General features: G+C 72.1%; 12 protein-coding genes. 7 read left to right on the forward strand and 5 right to left on the reverse strand.

All coding sequences use genetic code 11. The annotated features are described in order from the left end of the window. Nucleotides 1–6 precede the first annotated feature (6 nt). The gene (ligD, locus tag FHT37_RS04730) at nucleotides 7–2,607 is read left to right on the forward strand and encodes a DNA ligase D (protein ID WP_183479143.1); all 2,601 of its coding nucleotides are present in this window, start codon (nucleotides 7–9) and stop codon (nucleotides 2,605–2,607) included. Here ligD and FHT37_RS04735 read toward each other — a convergent pair. Further along, complete coding sequence (locus tag FHT37_RS04735) at nucleotides 2,585–6,241, reverse strand: ATP-binding protein (RefSeq protein WP_183479145.1); 3,657 nt, start codon at nucleotides 6,239–6,241, stop codon at nucleotides 2,585–2,587. The two genes, ligD and FHT37_RS04735, sit on opposite strands and share 23 nt — an antisense overlap. Before the next feature lie 210 nt (nucleotides 6,242–6,451). Here FHT37_RS04735 and FHT37_RS04740 point away from each other — a divergent pair, with 210 nt between their 5' ends. The 3 genes from FHT37_RS04740 to ligA all read left to right on the forward strand — a co-directional run bounded on the left by FHT37_RS04740 (nucleotide 6,452) and on the right by ligA (nucleotide 10,524). After that, nucleotides 6,452–6,949 (forward strand): histidine phosphatase family protein, encoded by a 498-nt coding sequence (locus FHT37_RS04740; RefSeq protein ID WP_255489487.1) that lies wholly within the window; start codon nucleotides 6,452–6,454, stop codon nucleotides 6,947–6,949. A gap of 93 nt (nucleotides 6,950–7,042) precedes the next feature. After that, complete coding sequence (locus FHT37_RS04745) at nucleotides 7,043–8,353, forward strand: hemolysin family protein (protein ID WP_255489488.1); 1,311 nt, start codon at nucleotides 7,043–7,045, stop codon at nucleotides 8,351–8,353. A gap of 83 nt (nucleotides 8,354–8,436) precedes the next feature. Further along, nucleotides 8,437–10,524, forward strand: coding sequence for an NAD-dependent DNA ligase LigA (ligA, locus tag FHT37_RS04750; RefSeq protein ID WP_183479147.1), 2,088 nt, complete (start codon nucleotides 8,437–8,439; stop codon nucleotides 10,522–10,524). Nucleotides 10,525–10,530: 6 nt separating this feature from the next. On the opposite strand, the gene FHT37_RS04755 is transcribed toward ligA, so the two are convergent. Then, entirely contained in the window at nucleotides 10,531–11,814 is a 1,284-nt protein-coding gene (locus FHT37_RS04755; RefSeq protein ID WP_183479149.1) for an MFS transporter, read from the reverse strand. 193 nt (nucleotides 11,815–12,007) lie between these two features. Here FHT37_RS04755 and FHT37_RS04760 point away from each other — a divergent pair, with 193 nt between their 5' ends. After that, nucleotides 12,008–12,598 (forward strand): TetR/AcrR family transcriptional regulator, encoded by a 591-nt coding sequence (locus FHT37_RS04760; RefSeq protein ID WP_183479152.1) that lies wholly within the window; start codon nucleotides 12,008–12,010, stop codon nucleotides 12,596–12,598. Here the strand turns inward: FHT37_RS04760 and FHT37_RS04765 are convergent. From FHT37_RS04765 to FHT37_RS04775, 3 genes are read right to left on the reverse strand one after another with little or no spacing between them, the layout of a single operon-like run. Further along, on the reverse strand, nucleotides 12,561–13,451 hold the full coding sequence (locus FHT37_RS04765) for a DMT family transporter (protein ID WP_091724349.1): 891 nt from the start codon (nucleotides 13,449–13,451) through the stop codon (nucleotides 12,561–12,563). The two genes, FHT37_RS04760 and FHT37_RS04765, sit on opposite strands and share 38 nt — an antisense overlap. After that, complete coding sequence (locus FHT37_RS04770; RefSeq protein ID WP_183479154.1) at nucleotides 13,448–14,032, reverse strand: methylated-DNA--[protein]-cysteine S-methyltransferase; 585 nt, start codon at nucleotides 14,030–14,032, stop codon at nucleotides 13,448–13,450. Before FHT37_RS04770 ends, FHT37_RS04765 begins: the two co-directional genes overlap by 4 nt. Beyond that, entirely contained in the window at nucleotides 14,029–15,564 is a 1,536-nt protein-coding gene (locus FHT37_RS04775; RefSeq protein ID WP_255488632.1) for a DNA-3-methyladenine glycosylase 2 family protein, read from the reverse strand. Before FHT37_RS04775 ends, FHT37_RS04770 begins: the two co-directional genes overlap by 4 nt. Before the next feature lie 194 nt (nucleotides 15,565–15,758). Here FHT37_RS04775 and FHT37_RS04780 point away from each other — a divergent pair, with 194 nt between their 5' ends. Further along, a complete protein-coding gene (locus FHT37_RS04780) occupies nucleotides 15,759–17,147 on the forward strand; it encodes a phosphomannomutase/phosphoglucomutase (RefSeq protein ID WP_183479158.1) in 1,389 nt (462 codons plus the stop codon). A 43-nt stretch (nucleotides 17,148–17,190) separates the two neighbouring features. Beyond that, entirely contained in the window at nucleotides 17,191–18,477 is a 1,287-nt protein-coding gene (locus FHT37_RS04785) for a 3-deoxy-D-manno-octulosonic acid transferase (protein WP_183481263.1), read from the forward strand. Nucleotides 18,478–18,524: the final 47 nt, after the last annotated feature.

Genomic DNA, 18,524 nt, shown 5'->3' on the forward strand with positions numbered 1-18,524 from the left:
TCCGCCATGCCGAGCGCCACCCGCCAGGACCCGCTGTCCCGCTACCGCCAGAAGCGGGACTTCCGCATCACGCCCGAGCCGGACGACACCCCGGACGACGCCCCGGCCGCGTCCGCGCGTGCCGCCCGCGGCCGGCGAAGCGGCACCGCCCCGCGCCGCGCGGCGCGACCGCAGGCGCTGTCCTTCGTCATCCAGAAGCACTGGGCCAGTCACCTGCATTACGACTTCCGGCTGGAGCTCGACGGCGTGCTGCTGAGCTGGGCCGTGCCCAAGGGACCGTCCTACGACCCCAAGGAGCGCCGCATGGCGATCCATGTCGAGGACCATCCGCTGTCCTACGGCGGCTTCGAGGGCACCATCCCGCCGCGGCAGTACGGCGCCGGCGAGGTCATCGTCTGGGACAACGGCACCTGGGAGCCCGAGGGCGATCCGGCGCAGGGCCTGCGCGAAGGCAAGCTGGTCTTCCGCCTGCATGGACAGAAGCTGGCGGGGCTGTGGCAGCTGGTGCGGACCTCCCGCGATGCCGCCAAGCGCGAGCAATGGCTGCTGATCAAGAAGCACGACGGCCGCGAGCGCGCGCATGCCGATTACGACGTCACCCTCGCGCTGCCCGACAGCGTGATCCAGCATCCACTGGGGCTGATCGAGGAGCGCGAGGCCGGTGAAGCGGACGCGACCGCCGCCACCCCGGACCTGAGCCGCGCGCGCAAGGCGCGGCTGCCGGCCGAGCTGCCGCCGCAGCTCGCGACGCTGGTGAGCGCCACGCCGCCGGGCGAGTGGATCGCCGAGGCCAAGTTCGACGGCTATCGCCTGATGGCGCGGGTCGACAAGGGCAAGGTGCGCCTGATCACCCGCGGCGGCAACGACTGGACCGATCGCCTGGGCACGCTGGCCGAGGCCGTCGCCGGCCTGGGTCTGGACAACGGCTGGCTCGACGGCGAGATCGTCGTGCTGCGCGACGACGGCGCCCCCGACTTCAACCTGCTGCAGAACGCGATCGGCCATCCGAAGCGCCGCGCGCAGGCGGACCTCGTCTACTTCCTCTTCGACGTGCCCTTCCTCAACGGTCACGACCTGCGCGAGGTGCCGCTGCGGGACCGCCGCGCGGTGCTGCGCGCGCTGATGGCCGGGCAGGAGGACGGGCCGCTGCGCTTCAGCGAGGACTTCGCGGTGCCGCCCGAGGAGATGCTGGCCGCGGCCTGCCAGATGCGGCTCGAGGGGCTGATCCTGAAGCGCCCCGACAGCAGCTACGTCTCCGCGCGCAGCGATGCCTGGATCAAGCTGAAGTGCCAGCAGCGGCAGGAGTTCGTCGTCGTCGGCTTCACCGACCGGTCCGACGGCGCGAAGGCCCTGGGCAGCCTGCTGCTGGGCTACTACGAGGGCCGCGCGCTGCGGTATGCGGGCCGCGTGGGCACGGGCTGGTCGCTCAAGCTCGCCGGCGAGCTGCACGGGCAGCTGGCGGCGCTCGAGGTCAAGCAGCCGCATTTCGACGAGGCCACGATCGCCCGCAGCCATTGGGCCAAGCTCAGCGGCCGCAGCGGCGGCGTGGCCCGGTGGGTGAAACCGACGGTGGTGGTCGAGGTCGCCTTCGCCGAGTGGACGCCGGACGGGCATGTCCGTCACGCCTCGTTCCAGGGCGTGCGCGTGGACAAGGCGCCGCGCGACGTGGGTCGCGAATCGGCGAAGCCCGCCGAGGAGGTCAAGCCCGCGAAGGAGGCCAAGCGCGCGTCCCCAACAGCGAAGGACAAGCGGTCGGCCACCGCCGCCGCCGCGCCGTCGGGCCAGCTGCGCATCACGCATCCGGACCGGGTGATCGATCCGTCCACCGGCCACACGAAGATCGAGCTGGTCCGCTACTACGAGAGCGTCATCGAATGGATGCGGCCGCATCTGGGCCGCCGGCCGGTGGCGATCGTGCGGGCGCCGGACGGCATCGAGGGCCAGCTGTTCTTCCAGAAGCACGTCGAGGGCGACGAGCTCATCGTGATCCCCGACGCCGCGGCGCTGATGCAGATGACGCAGATGAACGCGATCGAGTTCCACACCTGGAACGCGCAGGACGACCGGCTCGACCGCGCGGACCGGCTCATCGTCGACCTCGATCCCGGCGAGGGCGTGGCTTTCGGCGCGGTGGTGGAAGCGGCGCGCATCACCCGCGCGCTGCTCAAGGAACTGGGCCTGCTGAGCTGGCTCAAGACCAGCGGCGGCAAGGGCCTGCACGTGGTGGTGCCGCTCGACCGTCGCCACGACCACGCCACGGTGAAGGCCTTCAGCCAGGCCGTCGTGCGTCACCTGGCCGAGACCTTCCCGAAGAAGTTCTCGGCCAAGAGCGGCCCGCGCAACCGCGTCGGCAAGATCTTTCCCGACTACCTGCGCAACGGGGAAGGGCAGACCACCGCCTGCGCCTTCTCGGCCCGCGCGCGGCCCGGCCTGGGCGTGTCGATGCCGATCGCCTGGGACGAGCTGGGCGAGCTCAAGCGCGCCGACCACTGGACCATCGCCAATGCGCGCGACCGGCTCAGCTTCCAGAAGCAGGATCCCTGGCAGGACTACTGGGGCACGCGGCAGACGCTGACGCGCGGCCTCAAGCTGCTGGGACTGCCCTGAGCGCCCGGGCGTCCATCAGCGGCAGGCGCAGCTCGAAGCGGGCGCCGGTGCCGCTGCCCTCGCTGTGCACGCCGACCTGGCCGCCGTGCATGCCGATCAGCTGCTTGACGAGCGACAGGCCGATGCCCAGGCCGCCCTGCGAGCGATCGAGGGTGCGGTCGCCCTGGACGAACAGGTCGAACATGGTGAGCTGCAGGCTGGGCGGGATGCCGATGCCGTCGTCGCTGACGGTGATCAGCGCCTGGCCCGGGGCGCCGTCGCGGCCGCGCTCCTCGCGCAGCGAGAGCTCGATGCGGCCCAGCGGGTCGGTGTACTTGGCCGCGTTGGTCAGCAGGTTCGCCACGCACTGGATCAAGCGGGCCTGGTCGCCCCAGACTCGCAGCGGCGGGCCGCCGAGCGTCACCGAGAACCGGTGCTGGCGCTCCCGCATCAGCGGCTCGACCGTCTCCACCGCCTGGGCGATGACCTCGGGCAGCAGCACCGGCCCGAGCTGCAGTTCCACCCGGCCCTGGGTGATGCGCGACACGTCGAGCAGGTCGTCGACCAGCCGGGTCAGCGTCTCGACCTGCCGCCGGATGATGTCGACCATCTTGCGCGAGCGCTCGTCCGGCAGGCCCAACCGGCTCAGCACGTCGCCGGCGCTGCGGATCGGCGCGATCGGGTTGCGCAGCTCATGGGCCAGCATCGCCAGGAACTGGTCCTTCTGGCGGTCCGCCGCCTCCAGCCGCCGCCGCGCCCTCAGGTGGGCGGAGATCTCGCGGTAGTAGCAGACGACGCCCGGCGCGCCGCTGGCCAGCGGGATGCGGCTGATCTGCCACTCGTAGGCCTCGGTCACGCCCAGGTCGCTGCGCTCCTGCACGAACTCCGGCGTGTGGTAGGGCTCGCCGGTCTCCAGGGTGCGCTGGAACAGCGCCAGGATCTGGTCGGCCAGCGGGTGGCCCCACTGGCGCTCGACCTGCGCATCGAAGCGCGAGCCGATCAGGTCCGGCGGATCGCCGAAGGTGGCGCGCGCGGTCGGATTGGCCTCGCGGATGCGCAGCGCGGTGCCGTCGTGCTCGACCAGGAAGACGCCCATCGGCGCCTCGTTGAGCAGGGTCTCGAACTGCGCCGTCCGCAGCCGGAAGGCCGCTTCCGCCGCCTGCCGCATCCGGCGCAGTTCCAGCAGCGCGCCCAGCCGCGCGAGCAACTCGCGGGCCGAGAAGGGTTTGATCATGTAGTCGTCGGCGCCGGCATCCAGGCCCTCGATGCGGGCGTCCTCGCCGGCCCGGGCCGACAGCAGCACCACCGGCACGCCGCCCAGCCGCGCGTCGCCGCGCAGCGCGGCCAGCAGCGCCAGGCCGTCGAGCTTCGGCATCATGACGTCGCTGAGGACCAGGTCCGGCGACTCGCGTCGCGCCGCCTCCAGCGCCTCCAGGCCGTCGGCCGCCAGTTCCACCGCGTAGCAGGGCGACAGCAGGTCGCGCAGGTAGGCCCGCATGTCGGCGTTGTCGTCGGCCACGATCACCCGCGCGCCGAAGGTCGCCGCGAAACGTGGGTCGGCCGAGGCCCAACCGCCCGCCTGGATGCGGCCGGGCTCGCCGTCGCTCACCGGCTCGGGCGCCGGGAGCCAGCGCAGCGCCTCTTCCACGAAAGCGCGAGCGCCAGTCGTGGTGGCCGCGCCCGTGGTAATGGCGGTGGCAGCAGCGGCTGCAGTGGTGGCGGCATTGGCGGTGGCATTGGCGCCGGTCGTGGTGGCCGCCGCGGCGACGGGGAGCGGCGCCGATCCACCCGATCGCGCCGGCGACGCGGGCTGCCGGCCCAGCGGCAGCAGCACGCGGAACAGCGAGCCTTCGCCCTGCACGCTGGAGGCCTCGATCCGTCCGCCGTGCAGCTTGACCAGCTCCTGCACCAGCGCCAGGCCGATGCCGGAGCCCTCGTGGGTGCGGCCCTCGGCGCCGGCGACGCGATGGAAGCGCTCGAAGACCCGCGGCAGTTCCTCCGCGGGAATGCCGGCGCCGGTGTCCGCGACCTCCAGCACCGCGAGCCGCGGGTCATGGCCCTGGCCGCGCAGGCGCACCGTGACCTGCCCGCGCAGGGTGAACTTGAAGGCGTTGGACAGCAGGTTCAGGACGATCTTTTCCCACATCTCGCGGTCGACCCAGGCCGCCTGGTCCAGCGGCGCGCAGTCGACCTCGAAGTCCAGCCCGGCGCGTTCCATCGCGGAGCGGAAGGTGCTCGCCAGGTCGCGCGTCAGCGCCGCCAGGTCGGTGGCCTCGAAGCGCGCCAGCGCGCGGCCGGCCTCGATCCGCGAGAAGTCCAGCAGCGTGTTCACCAGGCGCTGCAGGCGCGACGCGTTGCGCAGCACCAGGGCCAGGCGCTCGCGCTGGGGGCCGCTCAGGTCGGGCGCGGTCACCAGGTCCTCGAGCGGGCCCAGCATCAGCGTCAGCGGCGTGCGGAACTCATGGCTGATGTTGGAGAAGAAGGCCGTCTTGGCGCGGTCCAGCTGGGCGAGCTCCTCGGCGCGGCGCCGCTCGGCCTCGTAGGCCGAGGCGTCGGCCAGCGCCGCGGCGAGCTGGCCCGCGACCAGGTTGAGGAAGCTGCGGTAGGCCTCGTCGAGCGGCCGGCGCGGGCTCACGCCGGCCAGCAGGAAACCGGCCGGCTCGCGGCCGGCGCTCTTGAGCGGCAGCAGGACCGCGCGCTCGAGCGGCTCCGGCCACTCCGGCAGCCGCAGCGACACGCCCAGGGCCGCCATCGACGGCAGGTCCTGCGCCGGCGCGCCGTCCACCAGCGCGCGCAGCGGCCAGCCGTCGGGCGGATCGACCAGGTCGAGCCGCTCGGGCAAGGCCTCGGCGGCGCCGCGATGCGACGCCTCGCCGGCCGCGTCGTGGGCGAGCGGTCCGGTGCAGCCGGCGCGACGCGCCCACTGTCCGCCGGGCTCGGTCAGGTACAGCGCGGTGAAGGGCAGGTCCAGCGGGTAGTCGGACAGGACCTCGCAGGTGCGCCGCGCGACGTCGTCCTGCTGCTCCACGCCGACGGTGCGCGTGGCCAGGTCCTTCAGCACCCGCAAGCGGCGCTCGCCGATCACGCGGTCGGTGACCTCGGTAACCACGCACCACATGCCGTTGACGCGCAGTTCGTCGTCGTGGACCGGGCTGTAGGAGAAGGTGTGATAAGTCTCCTCCGGGAAGCCGCTGCGCTCCAGGAACAGCAGCAGGCCTTCGTCCCAGGTCGCCTCGCCGGTGCTCAGCACATGGTGGATGCGGCTGTAGGCGGCATCCCAGACTTCGGCCCAGACCCGCTCGGAGCGCGCGCCCAGCGCCCACTCGCGCTTCAGGCCCAGCGTCGGCAGGTAGGCGTCGTTGCAGAAGAAGGTCATCTCCGGGCCCCACGCCAGCCACATCGCGTAGCGGGAGTCCAGCATCATCCGCAGCACCGTCTTGAGCGAGCGCGGCCAGCCGTCCGGCGGACCGAGCGGCGTGCGGGTCCAGTCCAGGGCCCGCATGCGCGCGCCCATCTCGCCGCCGCCGTCCAGGAAGTGCTCGCGGCGCGGCGCGGCCGGTGCACCGGGCTGCGGCGGGGAGGAGGGCACCAGTGCGGCCGCGTCGTTGCGGCCCTCGGGGGGCATACCGGCGGGACCGGCGGGCAGAACAGGCATCGGCAGGAATTCCCTTGTCGGGACAGGGGCAGTCGAGTCTAGGCGTCGCCTAGCAAGCGGCGCACCCGCATCGGCCCTGCCTGGACGGCGGGGAGCGCCACGGCGATGGGGGACGCGAACCGGCGGTGCTGGGAGCGGCGCTTGCCGCTGCCATCCATCCGCATCCGCATCCGATCCGCACCCGCACCCTGCGCTGGAGAGCCCCGCCCGATGGCCGATTCGATGGACCTGATCCTGTGGCGCCACGCCGAGGCCGCCGACGCCGCGCCCGGTATGGACGACCTGTCGCGGGTGCTGACCGGCCGCGGCGAACGCCAGGCCCGCGAGATGGCGCACTGGCTGGACCGGCACCTGCCGCGCGACACCCGTGTGCTGGTCAGCCCGGCGGTGCGCACGCGCCAGACGGTCCAGGACCTGCGCCGCAAGGTCCTATCCAGCGACGCGCTCGCGCCCAAACGGGACGTGCGGGCGCTGCTCGAGGCCGCCGGCTGGGCCGAGGCGACGGCCCCGGTGATGGTCGTGGGTCACCAGCCGACGCTGGGACTGGCGCTCGCCCACCTGGTCGGCGGCGTGCCGCTGGACCGGCTCGCGGACACGACGCCCTGGCGGCTGCGCAAGGGCGGCGTCTGGTGGCTGCGCTGCGAGCGCGACGCCCGCGACCGGCCTGGCGTGCTGGTGGTGGCGGTGCGTTCGCCGGACCTGCCGTGATGCGCCGCAGGCCCTCGTCGCCGCGCCTTCGCGCCGGGGCGCCGGGGCAGGGGCGCCCGCTACACTGGCGGCTTGCCCACTGCGAAAGCTGCCTTGAGTTCCAGCCTGTTCCTCATCTTCCTGCTGATCGCCGCCAGCGCGTTCTTCTCGATGGCGGAGTTGTCGCTGGCCGCGTCGCGGCGGCTCAAGCTCAGGCAGATGGCGGACGAGGGCGACCCGCGGGCCGCGCAGGTGCTGAAGGTGCAGGAGCAACCCGGCCACTACTTCACCGTGGTGCAGATCGGCGTCAACACGCTGGCCATCCTGGCCGGCGTGGTCGGAGAGGGCGCGCTGACGCCCCACTTCGAATCGCTGCTGCGGCCGCTGATCGACGTCGACACCGCGCAGCGCGTGGCCTTCGCGCTGTCCTTCGGCTGCGTCACGACGCTGTTCGTGGTGTTGGCGGACCTGCTGCCCAAGCGGCTCTCGATGAACGAACCCGAGCGCGTCGCGCTGGCGCTGATCCGGCCGATGCTGTTCCTGACCGTGCTGCTGCGGCCGGTCGCCTGGGCGCTGGGCCTGGTCACGGACGGCCTGCTGCGGTTGCTCGGCCGGCCGATGACGCCGGACAACACCATCACCCATGACGACATCCTCGCCATGGCCGCCGCGGGCCAGCAGGCCGGCGTCGTCGCGGCCGCGGAGCAGCAGGTGATCGAGAACGTGCTCGAGCTCGAGACCCGCACCGTGGAGTCGTCGATGACCTCGCGGGAGCGCGTCGTCTATTTCTCGCTCGACGACGACGAGGCGCTGGTGCGCACGCGGATCGCGGACTCGCCGCACTCGACCTACCTGGTCTGCGATGGCGAGATCGACCAGGTGGTCGGCTACGTCGACGCGACCGACCTGTTCCAGCGCGTGCTGCGCGGCGAGGTGATCTCGCTGCGCGCCGAGCCGGCGCTGGTCAAGAAGGTGCTGATCGTGCCGGACCGGCTGACGCTGGCCGAGGTGCTGACCCAGTTCCGCCAGGCACATGAGGACTTCGCGGTCATCGTCAACGAGTACTCGCTGGTGGTGGGCGTGATCACGCTGAACGACGTGATGAGCACGGTGATGGGCTCGCTGGTCTCCACCGACGAGGAGGAGCAGCAGATCATCCGCCGCGACGACGGCAGCTTCCTGGCCGACGGCATCACGCCGATCCCGGACGTGCAGCGCGCGCTGGGCGTGGACGACTTCCCGCACCCGGGCCAGTACGACACGCTGGCCGGTTTCCTGATGGTGATGCTGCGGCGCATCCCCAAGCGGACCGACGTCGTGGAATGGCACGGCTGGCGCTTCGAGGTCGTCGACGTCGACAGCCACCGCGTCGACCAGGTCATGATCGCCCGCGCGGCACCGCCGGCGACCGACACGGGCGCCTGACCCCCGGCCGCCGGCCCTCCGGCAGCGTGTCCAGGGACGGCCTGACCAACGGCCGCGCGACCGGCCTGCGCCACAATGCGCGGATGACTGCCCAGCCCGCTTCCACTGCCTCCGCGGCTTCGCTTCCCCTCGACCAGGCCGCCGTCCGCGCCGCCGAACTCCGTGACCAGCTGCACCATCACGCCCACCTGTACTACGTGCTGGACGCGCCCGCGCTGCCCGATGCCGAGTACGACCGGCTGTTCCAGGAACTGCAGGCGATCGAGGCCGCGCATCCATCGCTGCTGACGCCCGATTCGCCGACGCAGCGGGTCGGCGGCGCGGTGCTGGAAGGCTTCGAGCCGGTGCGGCATGTGGTGCCGATGCTGTCCATCCGCACCGAGACCGACACCGAGGCCAGCGGCGCCGAGAACTTCGACGCGCGCGTGCGTCGGGAACTGGACCTGGGCGAGCAGGCTGCGCCCGTCGAGTACGCGGCCGAGCTCAAGTTCGACGGCCTGGCGATCAGCCTGCGCTACGAGCGCGGCGTGCTGGTGCAGGCCGCCACGCGCGGCAATGGCGAGACGGGCGAGGACGTGACGCAGAACGTGCGCACGATCCAGCAGATCCCGCTGCGACTGCGGGGCGACGGCGCCAAGGCCGAGGTGCTGGAGGTGCGCGGCGAGGCCTACATGCGCCGCGACGATTTCGAAAAGCTCAACGAGCGGCAGCGCGCCAACAACGAGAAGACCTTCGTGAATCCGCGCAACACGGCCGCGGGGGCGATCCGCCAGCTCGATCCGGCGCTGGTGCGGCAGCGGCCGCTGAGCTTCTTCGCCTACGGCATCGGCGAGACGCGCGGCTGGGACATCCCCGCCACGCACAGCGCGATGCTGGACGCGCTGCAGTCCTACGGGCTGCCGGTCAACGCCGACCGCGCGGTGGTGCGCGGCGCCGAAGGGCTGGTGAAGTTCCACCGCGAGATCGGCGAGAAGCGCGACGCGCTGCCCTTCGACATCGACGGCGTCGTCTACAAGGTCAACAGCCGCGAGCTGCAGCGGCGGCTCGGTTTCGTGTCGCGCGAGCCGCGCTGGGCGGTCGCGCACAAGTACCCGGCGCAGGAGCAGGTCACCAGGCTGGACCGCATCGAGATCCAGGTCGGGCGCACCGGCAAGCTGACGCCGGTGGCCAAGCTGGAGCCGGTCTTCGTCGGCGGCACGACGGTCAGCAACGCGACGCTGCACAACCTCTTCGAGATGCGTCGCAAGGGCATCCGCGTCGGCGACCAGGTGATCATCCGGCGCGCCGGCGATGTGATCCCGGAGGTCGTCGGCAAGGTGGACGCCAGGCGCGCGCACTACGTGCCCAACTTCCGCATGCCCAGGCACTGCCCGATCTGCGGCAGCGACGTGGTGCGCGAGAAGGGCGGCATCGACCACCGCTGCAGCGGCGGCATCTTCTGCCCGGCGCAGCGCAAGCAGGCGATGCTGCACTTCGCCGGCCGTCGCGCGATGGACATCGAGGGCCTGGGCGACAAGCTGGTCGACCAGCTCGTCGACGGCGGCCTCGTGACGAGCCTGCCGGGGCTCTACAAGCTCGGCGTGACCAAGCTCACCGCGCTGGAGCGCATGGGCGATCGCAGTGCGCTGAACCTGATCGACGCGCTCGAGAAGAGCAAGCACACGACGCTGGCGCGCTTCCTCTTCGCGCTGGGCATCCGGCAGGTGGGCGAGACCACGGCCAAGGACCTGGCGAAGCACTTCGGCAACATGGATGCGCTGATGAACGCGACGGAGGAGCAGCTGCTCGCGGTGAAGGACGTCGGGCCGATCGTCGCCAGGAGCATCGCGGCCTTCTTCGCCGAGGCGCACAACCGGGAGGTCGTCGCGCAGCTGATCGCCGCGGGTGTGAGCTTCCCCGAGAGCGATGGCGCCGTCGCCGCGCCGGCGGGACCGCAGCCGCTGGCGGGCAAGACGCTGGTGCTGACGGGGACGCTGCCGACGCTGTCGCGCGACGAGGCCAAGGAGCTGATCGAGGCCGCGGGGGGCAAGGTCAGCGGGTCGGTGTCGAAGAAGACCAGCTACGTGATCGCGGGCGAGGAGGCGGGGTCCAAGCTCGACAAGGCGCGCGAGCTCGGCGTGACCATCCTCGACGAGGCAGGGCTGCAGGCGCTGCTGGCCGGGGAGGGGTGAGGGCCATCAGCCTGCCGCAGTCCGGCGCCGGATCGTCATCGCCATGCCCGCCGCCAGAAGGCAGGCGGCGCCCGCCACGTAGAGCGCGGGCGCATAGCTCAGCAGCAGGCTGCGGCTGAGTCCCGCGCCGTACGCGGCCACCGCGGCGCCGATCTGGTGGCCGGCGAAGATCCACCCGAACACCATGCCGACCTTCGCCGCGCCGAAGCGCTCGGCGGTCAGGCGCACCGTCGGCGGCACGGTGGCGATCCAGTCCAGCCCGTAGAACACCGCGAACAGCGACAACCCGTACAGCGTGAACTCCGCGCTCGGCAGCCACAGCAGCGACAGCCCGCGCAGCGCGTAATACCAGCACAGCAGCTTGCGGGCGTCGTAGCGGTCGCTCAGCCAGCCCGAGGCGATGGTGCCGATGAAGTCGAACACGCCCATCATCGCGAGCACCGATGCCGCCGGCACCGCCGCCAGGCCGTAGTCGCCGCACAGCGAGATGAAATGCGTCTGCACCAGGCCGTTGGTCGACAGCCCGCAGATGAAGAAGGTGCCGAAGAGCAGCCAGAAGGTCGGCTGCGTCGACGCCTCGCGCAGCGCGACGAACGGCGTGCGCCAGGTCACCGCGGCCGCGGCGGTGGCGGCCGGTGCCGGCGTCGACGAGGCCGGCTCGGCGCCATAGGGCGCCAGGCCCAGGTCCGACGGCCGGTCACGCATGAACAGCAGCACCAGCGCCATCACGCCCAGGCACAGCACGGCCAGCGGCAGCAGCGGCGCGCGCCAGCCCCAGCGCTCGATCATCCAGGCGGCGACCGGCAGGCAGATCAGCTGGCCGGTCGCCGCGCTCGCGGTCAGGATCCCCATGACCAGCCCCCGGCGGGACGCGAACCAGCGATTGGAGACGACCGCGCCCAGCACCAGCGCGGTCATCCCGCTGCCCAGTCCCAGCACCACGCCCCACAGCACGACCAGATGCCAGAGCTGCGTGACCAGCCCGGCCATCAGCATCCCGCCGCCGACCAGCGCCAGCGCCACGCTGACCACGGCCCGCACGCCGAAGCGCTCCATCAGCACCGCCGCGAACGGCCCCATCAGGCCGAACAGCGCGAAGCGCAGCGCCAGGGCCGACGAGATCTGGCTGGTGGACCAGCCGAATTCCTGCGCCAGCGGCTGCAGCATCGCGCCGGGCAGGCCCAGCGCGGCCGACATGAACAGCATCGTCAGGAAGGTCAGCCCGGCGATCACCCAGCTGAAATGGAGACCGCGATGGGTCAGGCGGTGGGACAGGGCGGCGGCGGGCATGCGGTTCCTTCGGGTGCCGGCGTCCGCGCCGGGCCGCCATGCGGCGCCGTCGGGACGGTTTTTGATGATGGCCGACATGGTATCGGCCTTGCCGAAGTCGAGCGCAGATTTAATGATGCCCCTACTTAAAATCGAGGATTCCGGCGTGCCGTCGCCGCGCTGGCCGAGCGCGCTTCCTACAATGCCGAGCATCATGAAAGTCACCAAAGAGCAATCGGCCGCCAACCGCCAGGCGCTGGTCGACGCGGCGTCCAAGCTATATCGCGAGCGCGGCATCGCCGGCGTCGGCCTGGCGGAGATCTCGCGCGAGGCCGGCTTCACCCACGGCGGCTTCTACGGGCGCTTTGCGTCGAAGGAAGAGCTCGCGGCCGAGGCCTGCGACCAGGCCTTTGAGGCCTCGCTGTCCCGGCTGGCGACGCAGCTCGAGAAGCACGATGGCGACCTGGGGCCGCTCCTGAAGCGCTACTTCAGCGCCGCGCACCGCGATGCGCCGGGCGGTGGATGCCCGATGGCGGCGCTGGGCGTGGACGCGGCGCGCGAGGGCGGTCTGCTGCGCGAGTCCATGAGCGCCGGCATCGGTGCTTATGTTCACGAACTGGCGACCCACCGGCCCGACGGCACGGTGGTCGAGACGCCGACCGCCGAGGATGAGGCCCGCGCGATCGGCCTGCTGGCCACCATGGTCGGCGGGCTGATCCTGGCGCGGGCCTGCGCGGGCGCGGCGCCGGGGCTGTCGGAGCGGATCCTCAGGACGTCGCTGGCGGCGTCGTCGAAGGCAGCCTGAGCACGCCCACCGCCAGCGCGGTGCCCAGCAGCACCACCAGGCAACCGGCGGCCATGCTGGCGCTCAGGGTCTCGCCCAGGAAGATCCAGCCCCACAGCAGCCCGAAGACCGGGATCAGGAAAGTCACCGAGATCGTGTTGGTCGGCCCCACCCGCTTCATCAGGCGGAAGAACAGGATGTAGGCGACGCCGGTGCACAGCAGCGCCAGCAGCGCGACCGCGCCCCAGGCGTGCGCGCTGGGCATCGCGGCCGGTCGCATCGACCAGGCCGGCGCGGCCAGCAGCAGGGCGGCGGCGAACTGGCTGCCGGTGGCCACGGCCAGCGGGCTGGCGCCGGTGAGGTAGCGCTTGGTGGCGCTGGCGGCGACGCCGTAGCTGAGCGCGGCGATCAGGCAGGCGACGATCGCGAAGCCGCTGCCGCCCGGCTTGAACGAGGCCTTGTCCCAGGCCAGCAGGACCACGCCGGCGAAGCCCAGCGCCAGGCCCAGCATCCGCGAGCCGTCCAGGCGCTGCCCGAACCAGGCCCAGGCCACCAGCGCGCCCCACATCGGCGTGGTGGCGTTGAGGATGCTCGACAGGCCGGCGTTGATCGACAGCGCGGCATAGCTGAACAGCGCGAACGGGAAGGCACTGTTGAGCACGCCCACCAGCAGCAGGCCCTTCCAGTGGGTACGCAGGTCGCCGAGGCCCTCGCGCAGGCCCAGCAGCGGCAGCAGGAACAGCGACGCGCCGGCGACGCGCACCGCCGCGGTGGCCACGGCGCCGAACTCCGGCGCGGCCAGCCGCATGAACAGGAAGGACGCGCCCCAGATGGCGGCCAGGACGAGCAGTTCGATCAGATCGCTTCGCTTCACGCGGATACCCCTGGTGTGTTGTTGTCGTGGCGCCGTGCCGGCGGGCCGGACGGCGAGGGGCGAAGCGTAGCCGGAAGACCGCCCTCGATTGTCAGTAGGGCCTCCTTGCGATGCAGCCCGCCCGCGTAGCCGGTCAGGCTGCCGTCGGCGCCCAGCACGCGGTGGCACGGGATCAGCACCGACACCGGATTGCGCCCGACCGCCGCCGCGACCGCGCGCACCGCCTCCGGCCGGCCCAGGCGCGCGGCCAGCTCGCCATAGGTCACGGTGAGGCCCGACGGGATGTCCAGCAGCGCGCGCCAGACGGCTTGCTGGAACGCGGTGCCGGCCGGTGCCATCGGCGGCAGCGACGGCGGCGTCGAGGCTTCGTCGCGACCGGCGAAATAGGCCGTCATCGCGGCCACGGTCTCGCGCAGCAGCGGATCGGCGTCGTCGCGCGGCGCGTCGATCGTGCCGGGGTGGTACTTCTGGTCCTCGAACCAGAGGCCCGACAGCCCCTGGGCGTTGCGGGCGATCAGCAGCCGGCCCAGCGGGGTGTCGGCCTCGGTCCAGGCGGTGTGCGTGACGGCGGACGTCTTCATGGCGTGGTTCCTTTGCGGGGTTTGAGCGCGGCTTCCCGCCACAGTTGCAACACGGCGTAGCTGCGGTAGGGGGCGAAATGCTCGGCGGCGGCGACCAGCTCGCGCGGCCGCAGCGGCTGCCCGGCGCGTTGCTCCAGGCATTGCTTGAGCACCACGTCGCCCGGCAGAAAGGCATCCGGCCAGCTCCAGCCTCGCATCAGCATGTAGTGCGCGGTCCAGGGGCCCAGGCCGGGCAGGGCGGCCAGCTCGGCGATGGCGTCCTCCACCGTGCCGCGGCCCTGCGCGAAGGCCAGCGTCGGCCAGTGACGCGCCAGGTCGATCAGCGCCTGCGCGCGCCGTCCGGGCATGCCCAGGGTGGCGATCTCGTCCACCGTCGCGGCGGCCAGCGTGGCGGGCGTCGGGAAGGCATGCGTCACGCCGGGCGGCGCATCGGCGGCCTCGGGCAGGGGCTCGCCGAAACGCGCGATCAGGCGGGTCGCCAGGGTGCGCGCCGCGGCGACCGTCACCTGCTGGCCCAGCACCGCGCGGATCGCCAGCTCGAAACGGTCCAGCGAGCCCGGCAGCCGCAGGCCTTCGGCGGCCGGGCCCAGGGTCTCGCCGAGCGCCGCGGCGATCGCCTGCGGGTCGGCGTCCAGGTCCAGCCAGCGGCGCAGCCGCGGCATCAGCGTCGCGATCGCCGGCCACAGCGAGGGGCTCAGCGACACCCGCACCTGCGGGCGCTCGGCGCCGTCCGGGCTCAGGCGCAGCGCCACCCAGCCCAGCAGGTCGGGCTGGCCCGCCCGCGTCAGCCGCACGCTGCGCGCCAGCGACAGGCCGGCCACGTCGACCTGCTCCACGCCAGGCACCGCGCGGGCGGCCAGGAAGCGCAGCAGCTCGGTGCCGAGCAGCGGCGGCCGCAGGTCCAGGCGCAGTTCGGTGGTCTCCGCCGCGCGCTCGGGCCGGGCGCCCTCGGCCTCGGCGCCGCCCTTGCGCAGCGCGGTCGGGCTCAGGCGGTAATGCTCCTGGAAGGCGGCGTTGAAGCGGCGCAGGCTCGAGAAACCGGCCGCCAGGGCGACTTCGGCGATCGGCAGCCGGGTGTCGGTCAGCAGCTGCTTGGCCAGCAGCAGCCGGCGCGTCTGCAGGTACTGCAGCGGCGCCACGCCGTGCACGGCGGTGAAGACGCGCCGCACATGCCGTTCGCTGACGCCCAGGCGGGCGGCCAGCGCGGGCAGCGAGGCCTCTTCCGGCGCGCATTCGTCGAGCCAGCGCGCCGCTTCCCGGGCCAGCACCTCGGCGGCGTCCATCGTGCTCCAGGGGCGTGCGGCGGGCGCCAGTTCGGGGCGGCACTTCAGGCAGGGGCGAAAGCGCGCGGCCTCGGCCAGCGTGGCGCTCGGGAAGAAGCGGCAGTTTTCCCGGCGCGGCGTGCGCACCCGGCAGATCGGCCGGCAGTACACGCCGGTCGAGGTCACGCCGACGAACCACTGGCCGTCGAAGCGCGCATCCCGCGCCAGCAGCGCGGGGTAGCAGTGGTCGGGGTCGAGGAGGAAGTCCATGGCCAGGATGATAGGAGTCGGCCTGCGCCGGATCTGGCCGTTTTCGGACATGTCCCTGCGGGCCGCCGGGGCCCGGCCGCGCGCCCCTTGGTCCGCGAATTGCCTGCGTGCACCGGGTTACACGAACGCCGCATGGGGCCTGCCTACAATGCGCCCCAGTTTTTGAACCATCACCCATTCCTCCAAGGACGCACATGCAAGTTCACGCATCCATCTTCAAGGCCTATGACATCCGTGGTGTCGTGGGCACGACGCTGGACGAGGCGCTGGCCGAGCACCTCGGCAAGGCCTTCGGCACCGAGGCGCTCAAGCTCGGCGAGAAGGCGGTCGCCGTCGGCCGTGATGGCCGCCTGTCCGGCCCGTCGCTGGTGGATGCGCTGATCCGCGGCTTGAAGTCGACCGGGCTGGATGTCGTCGACATCGGCGCCGTCACCACGCCGATGCTGTACTACGTCGCCGCCACGCGCGGCAAGCATGGCTGCAACTCCGGCATCCAGGTCACCGGCAGCCACAACCCGAAGGACTACAACGGCTTCAAGATGGTCCTCAAGGGCGCCGCCGTCTACGGCGAGCAGATCCAGGACCTGAAGCGCCGCATCGAGGCCGAGGACTACGCCACCGGCAAGGGCCGCGTCGCCGCGATGGACATCATCGCCGAGTACACCCAGCGCATCGTCCGCGATGCCAAGCTGGCGCGTCCGATGAAGATCGTCGTCGACAGCGGCAACGGCATTCCGGGCGCGACCGCCCCGGCCATCCTGCGCGCGCTGGGCTGCGAGGTCATCGACATCTTCTCCAAGGTGGATGGCGACTTCCCCAACCACCATCCGGATCCGTCGCGTCCCGAGAACCTCGAGGACCTCAAGCGCGTCGTGCACGCCACCGATGCCGAGCTGGGCCTGGCCTTCGACGGCGACGGCGACCGCCTGGGCATCGTCACCAAGGACGGCACGATGATCATGCCGGACCGCCAGATCATGCTGATCGCCGCGGACATCCTCAAGCGCCTGCCGGGCTCGGAGATCATCTTCGACGTCAAGTGCACCCAGCGCCTGGCCCCGTGGATCCGCGAGCACGGCGGCAAGCCGCTGATGTGGATGACCGGCCACTCGCTGGCCAAGGCCAAGCTCAAGGAAACCGGCGCGCCGCTGGCCGGCGAGCTCTCCGGCCACATCTTCTTCGCCGAGCGCTGGTACGGCTTCGACGACGCGATGTACACGGCGGCGCGCATGCTGGAGATCCTCTCGCGCAGCGAGGACCCGTCCAAGGTCCTGCACGACCTGCCCAACAGCGTCAACACGCCCGAGCTCAACGTCCCCTGCAAGGAAGGCGAGCACCACGAGGTCGTGGCCAAGCTCAAGGAAATCGCCGAGTTCCCGAATGCCAAGGAGATCGTCACGATCGACGGCATCCGCGTCGAGTACGACGACGGCTTCGGCCTGGTGCGCGCGTCCAACACCACGCCGGTGCTGGTGCTGCGCTTCGAGGGCCACACCCAGGAGGCGCTCGAGCGCATCCAGAAGGAAGTCCTGGCGCAGCTCACGCGCGTGAAGCCGGACATCACCTTCACCTCGGGCCATTGAGCGGCGCTCGCTGCCGGTGACGCCGGACTCGTTCAAGGAGCGCATGGCGCGCGGCGTCTTCAGCACGGTGCTGAGGCTCGCCGCGCCGGCGTACTTCCTGCGCCTGTTCCTGCGCGGCCGCCAGGAGCCGCTCTACGCGGTGCATCCGGCCGAACGCTTCGGCTTCGGCGCGGCGATCGAACCCGGCTCGATCTGGGTCCATGCGGTCTCGCTGGGCGAGACACGCGCCGCCGCGGCGCTCATCGAGCAGCTGCGGCGGGAGCGGCCCGGCCTGCGGCTGCTGCTCACCCACACCACGGCGACCGGCCGGGAAGCCGGCCGCGCGCTGCTGCGCGACGGCGACACGCAGCGCTGGCTGCCCTTCGACACGCCGGGCGCGGTGCGGCGATTCCTGCGGCGCACCCGGCCCGCGGTCGGCGTGCTGATGGAAACCGAGATCTGGCCCAACGTCCAGCACGAGGCGCTGAAGGCCGGCGTGCCAATGGTCCTGGCCAATGCGCGGCTCTCCGCGCGCAGCCTGCGCCGCGGCGAGAAGTTCAAGGCGCTGCTGGCGCCCGCGGCGCGCAGCCTGCGCCTGGCGCTGGCGCAGACCGCCGAGGACGCCGACCGGCTGCGCCAGGCCGGCGTCGCCGAGGTGCGTGTCAGCGGCAACCTGAAATTCGACCTGCAGCCCGACGAGGCCCTGCTCGCGCGCGGACGCGCCTGGCGCGTCGGCCTGAACCGGCCGGTGGTGATGCTGGCGGTCTCCCGCGAGGGCGAGGAGGCCGCGATGCTCGCGGCCTGGAAGTCGGCACGGGCGGCGAGGGCGCAAGCGGGTTCACCGCTGCTGCTGATCGTGCCGCGTCATCCGCAGCGCTTCGACGAGATCGCCGCGATGGTCACGGACGCCGGCCTGACGCTCGCGCGCCGCAGCGCCTTCGGCACCAGCGACATCGCGACGCCGCCCCTGAGCGCGGGCGTGGCGGACGTGTGGCTGGGCGACTCGATGCGCGAGATGGCGCTGTACTACGGCCTGGCCGATGTCGCGCTGCTGGGCGGCAGCTTCGAGAAGCTGGGCGGCCAGAACCTCATCGAGACGGCCGCCTGCGGCGTTCCGCTCTTCATGGGCCCGCACACCTTCAACTTCGCCGAGGCAGCGGAGCTGTCGCTGCAGGCCGGCGCCGCGCGCCGCGTAGCCACGCTGACCGAGGGCCTGTCGCAGGCGCTCGCGCTGCTGACGCAGCCCAGCGAGCGGCAAGAGATGGCGGACGCTGCGAGGGCCTTCGCGGCCGCGCATCGCGGCGCTGCGGCGCGAATGGCCGCACCCATCCTGAAACTGGCTGCAGCCTGATCCGGCGTCCTCGGTCGCAAATCCGTCGAAGGACGGTGCTGATCGGG

Source organism: Mitsuaria sp. BK037 (assembly GCF_014193045.1).
Classification (GTDB): domain Bacteria; phylum Pseudomonadota; class Gammaproteobacteria; order Burkholderiales; family Burkholderiaceae_C; genus Roseateles.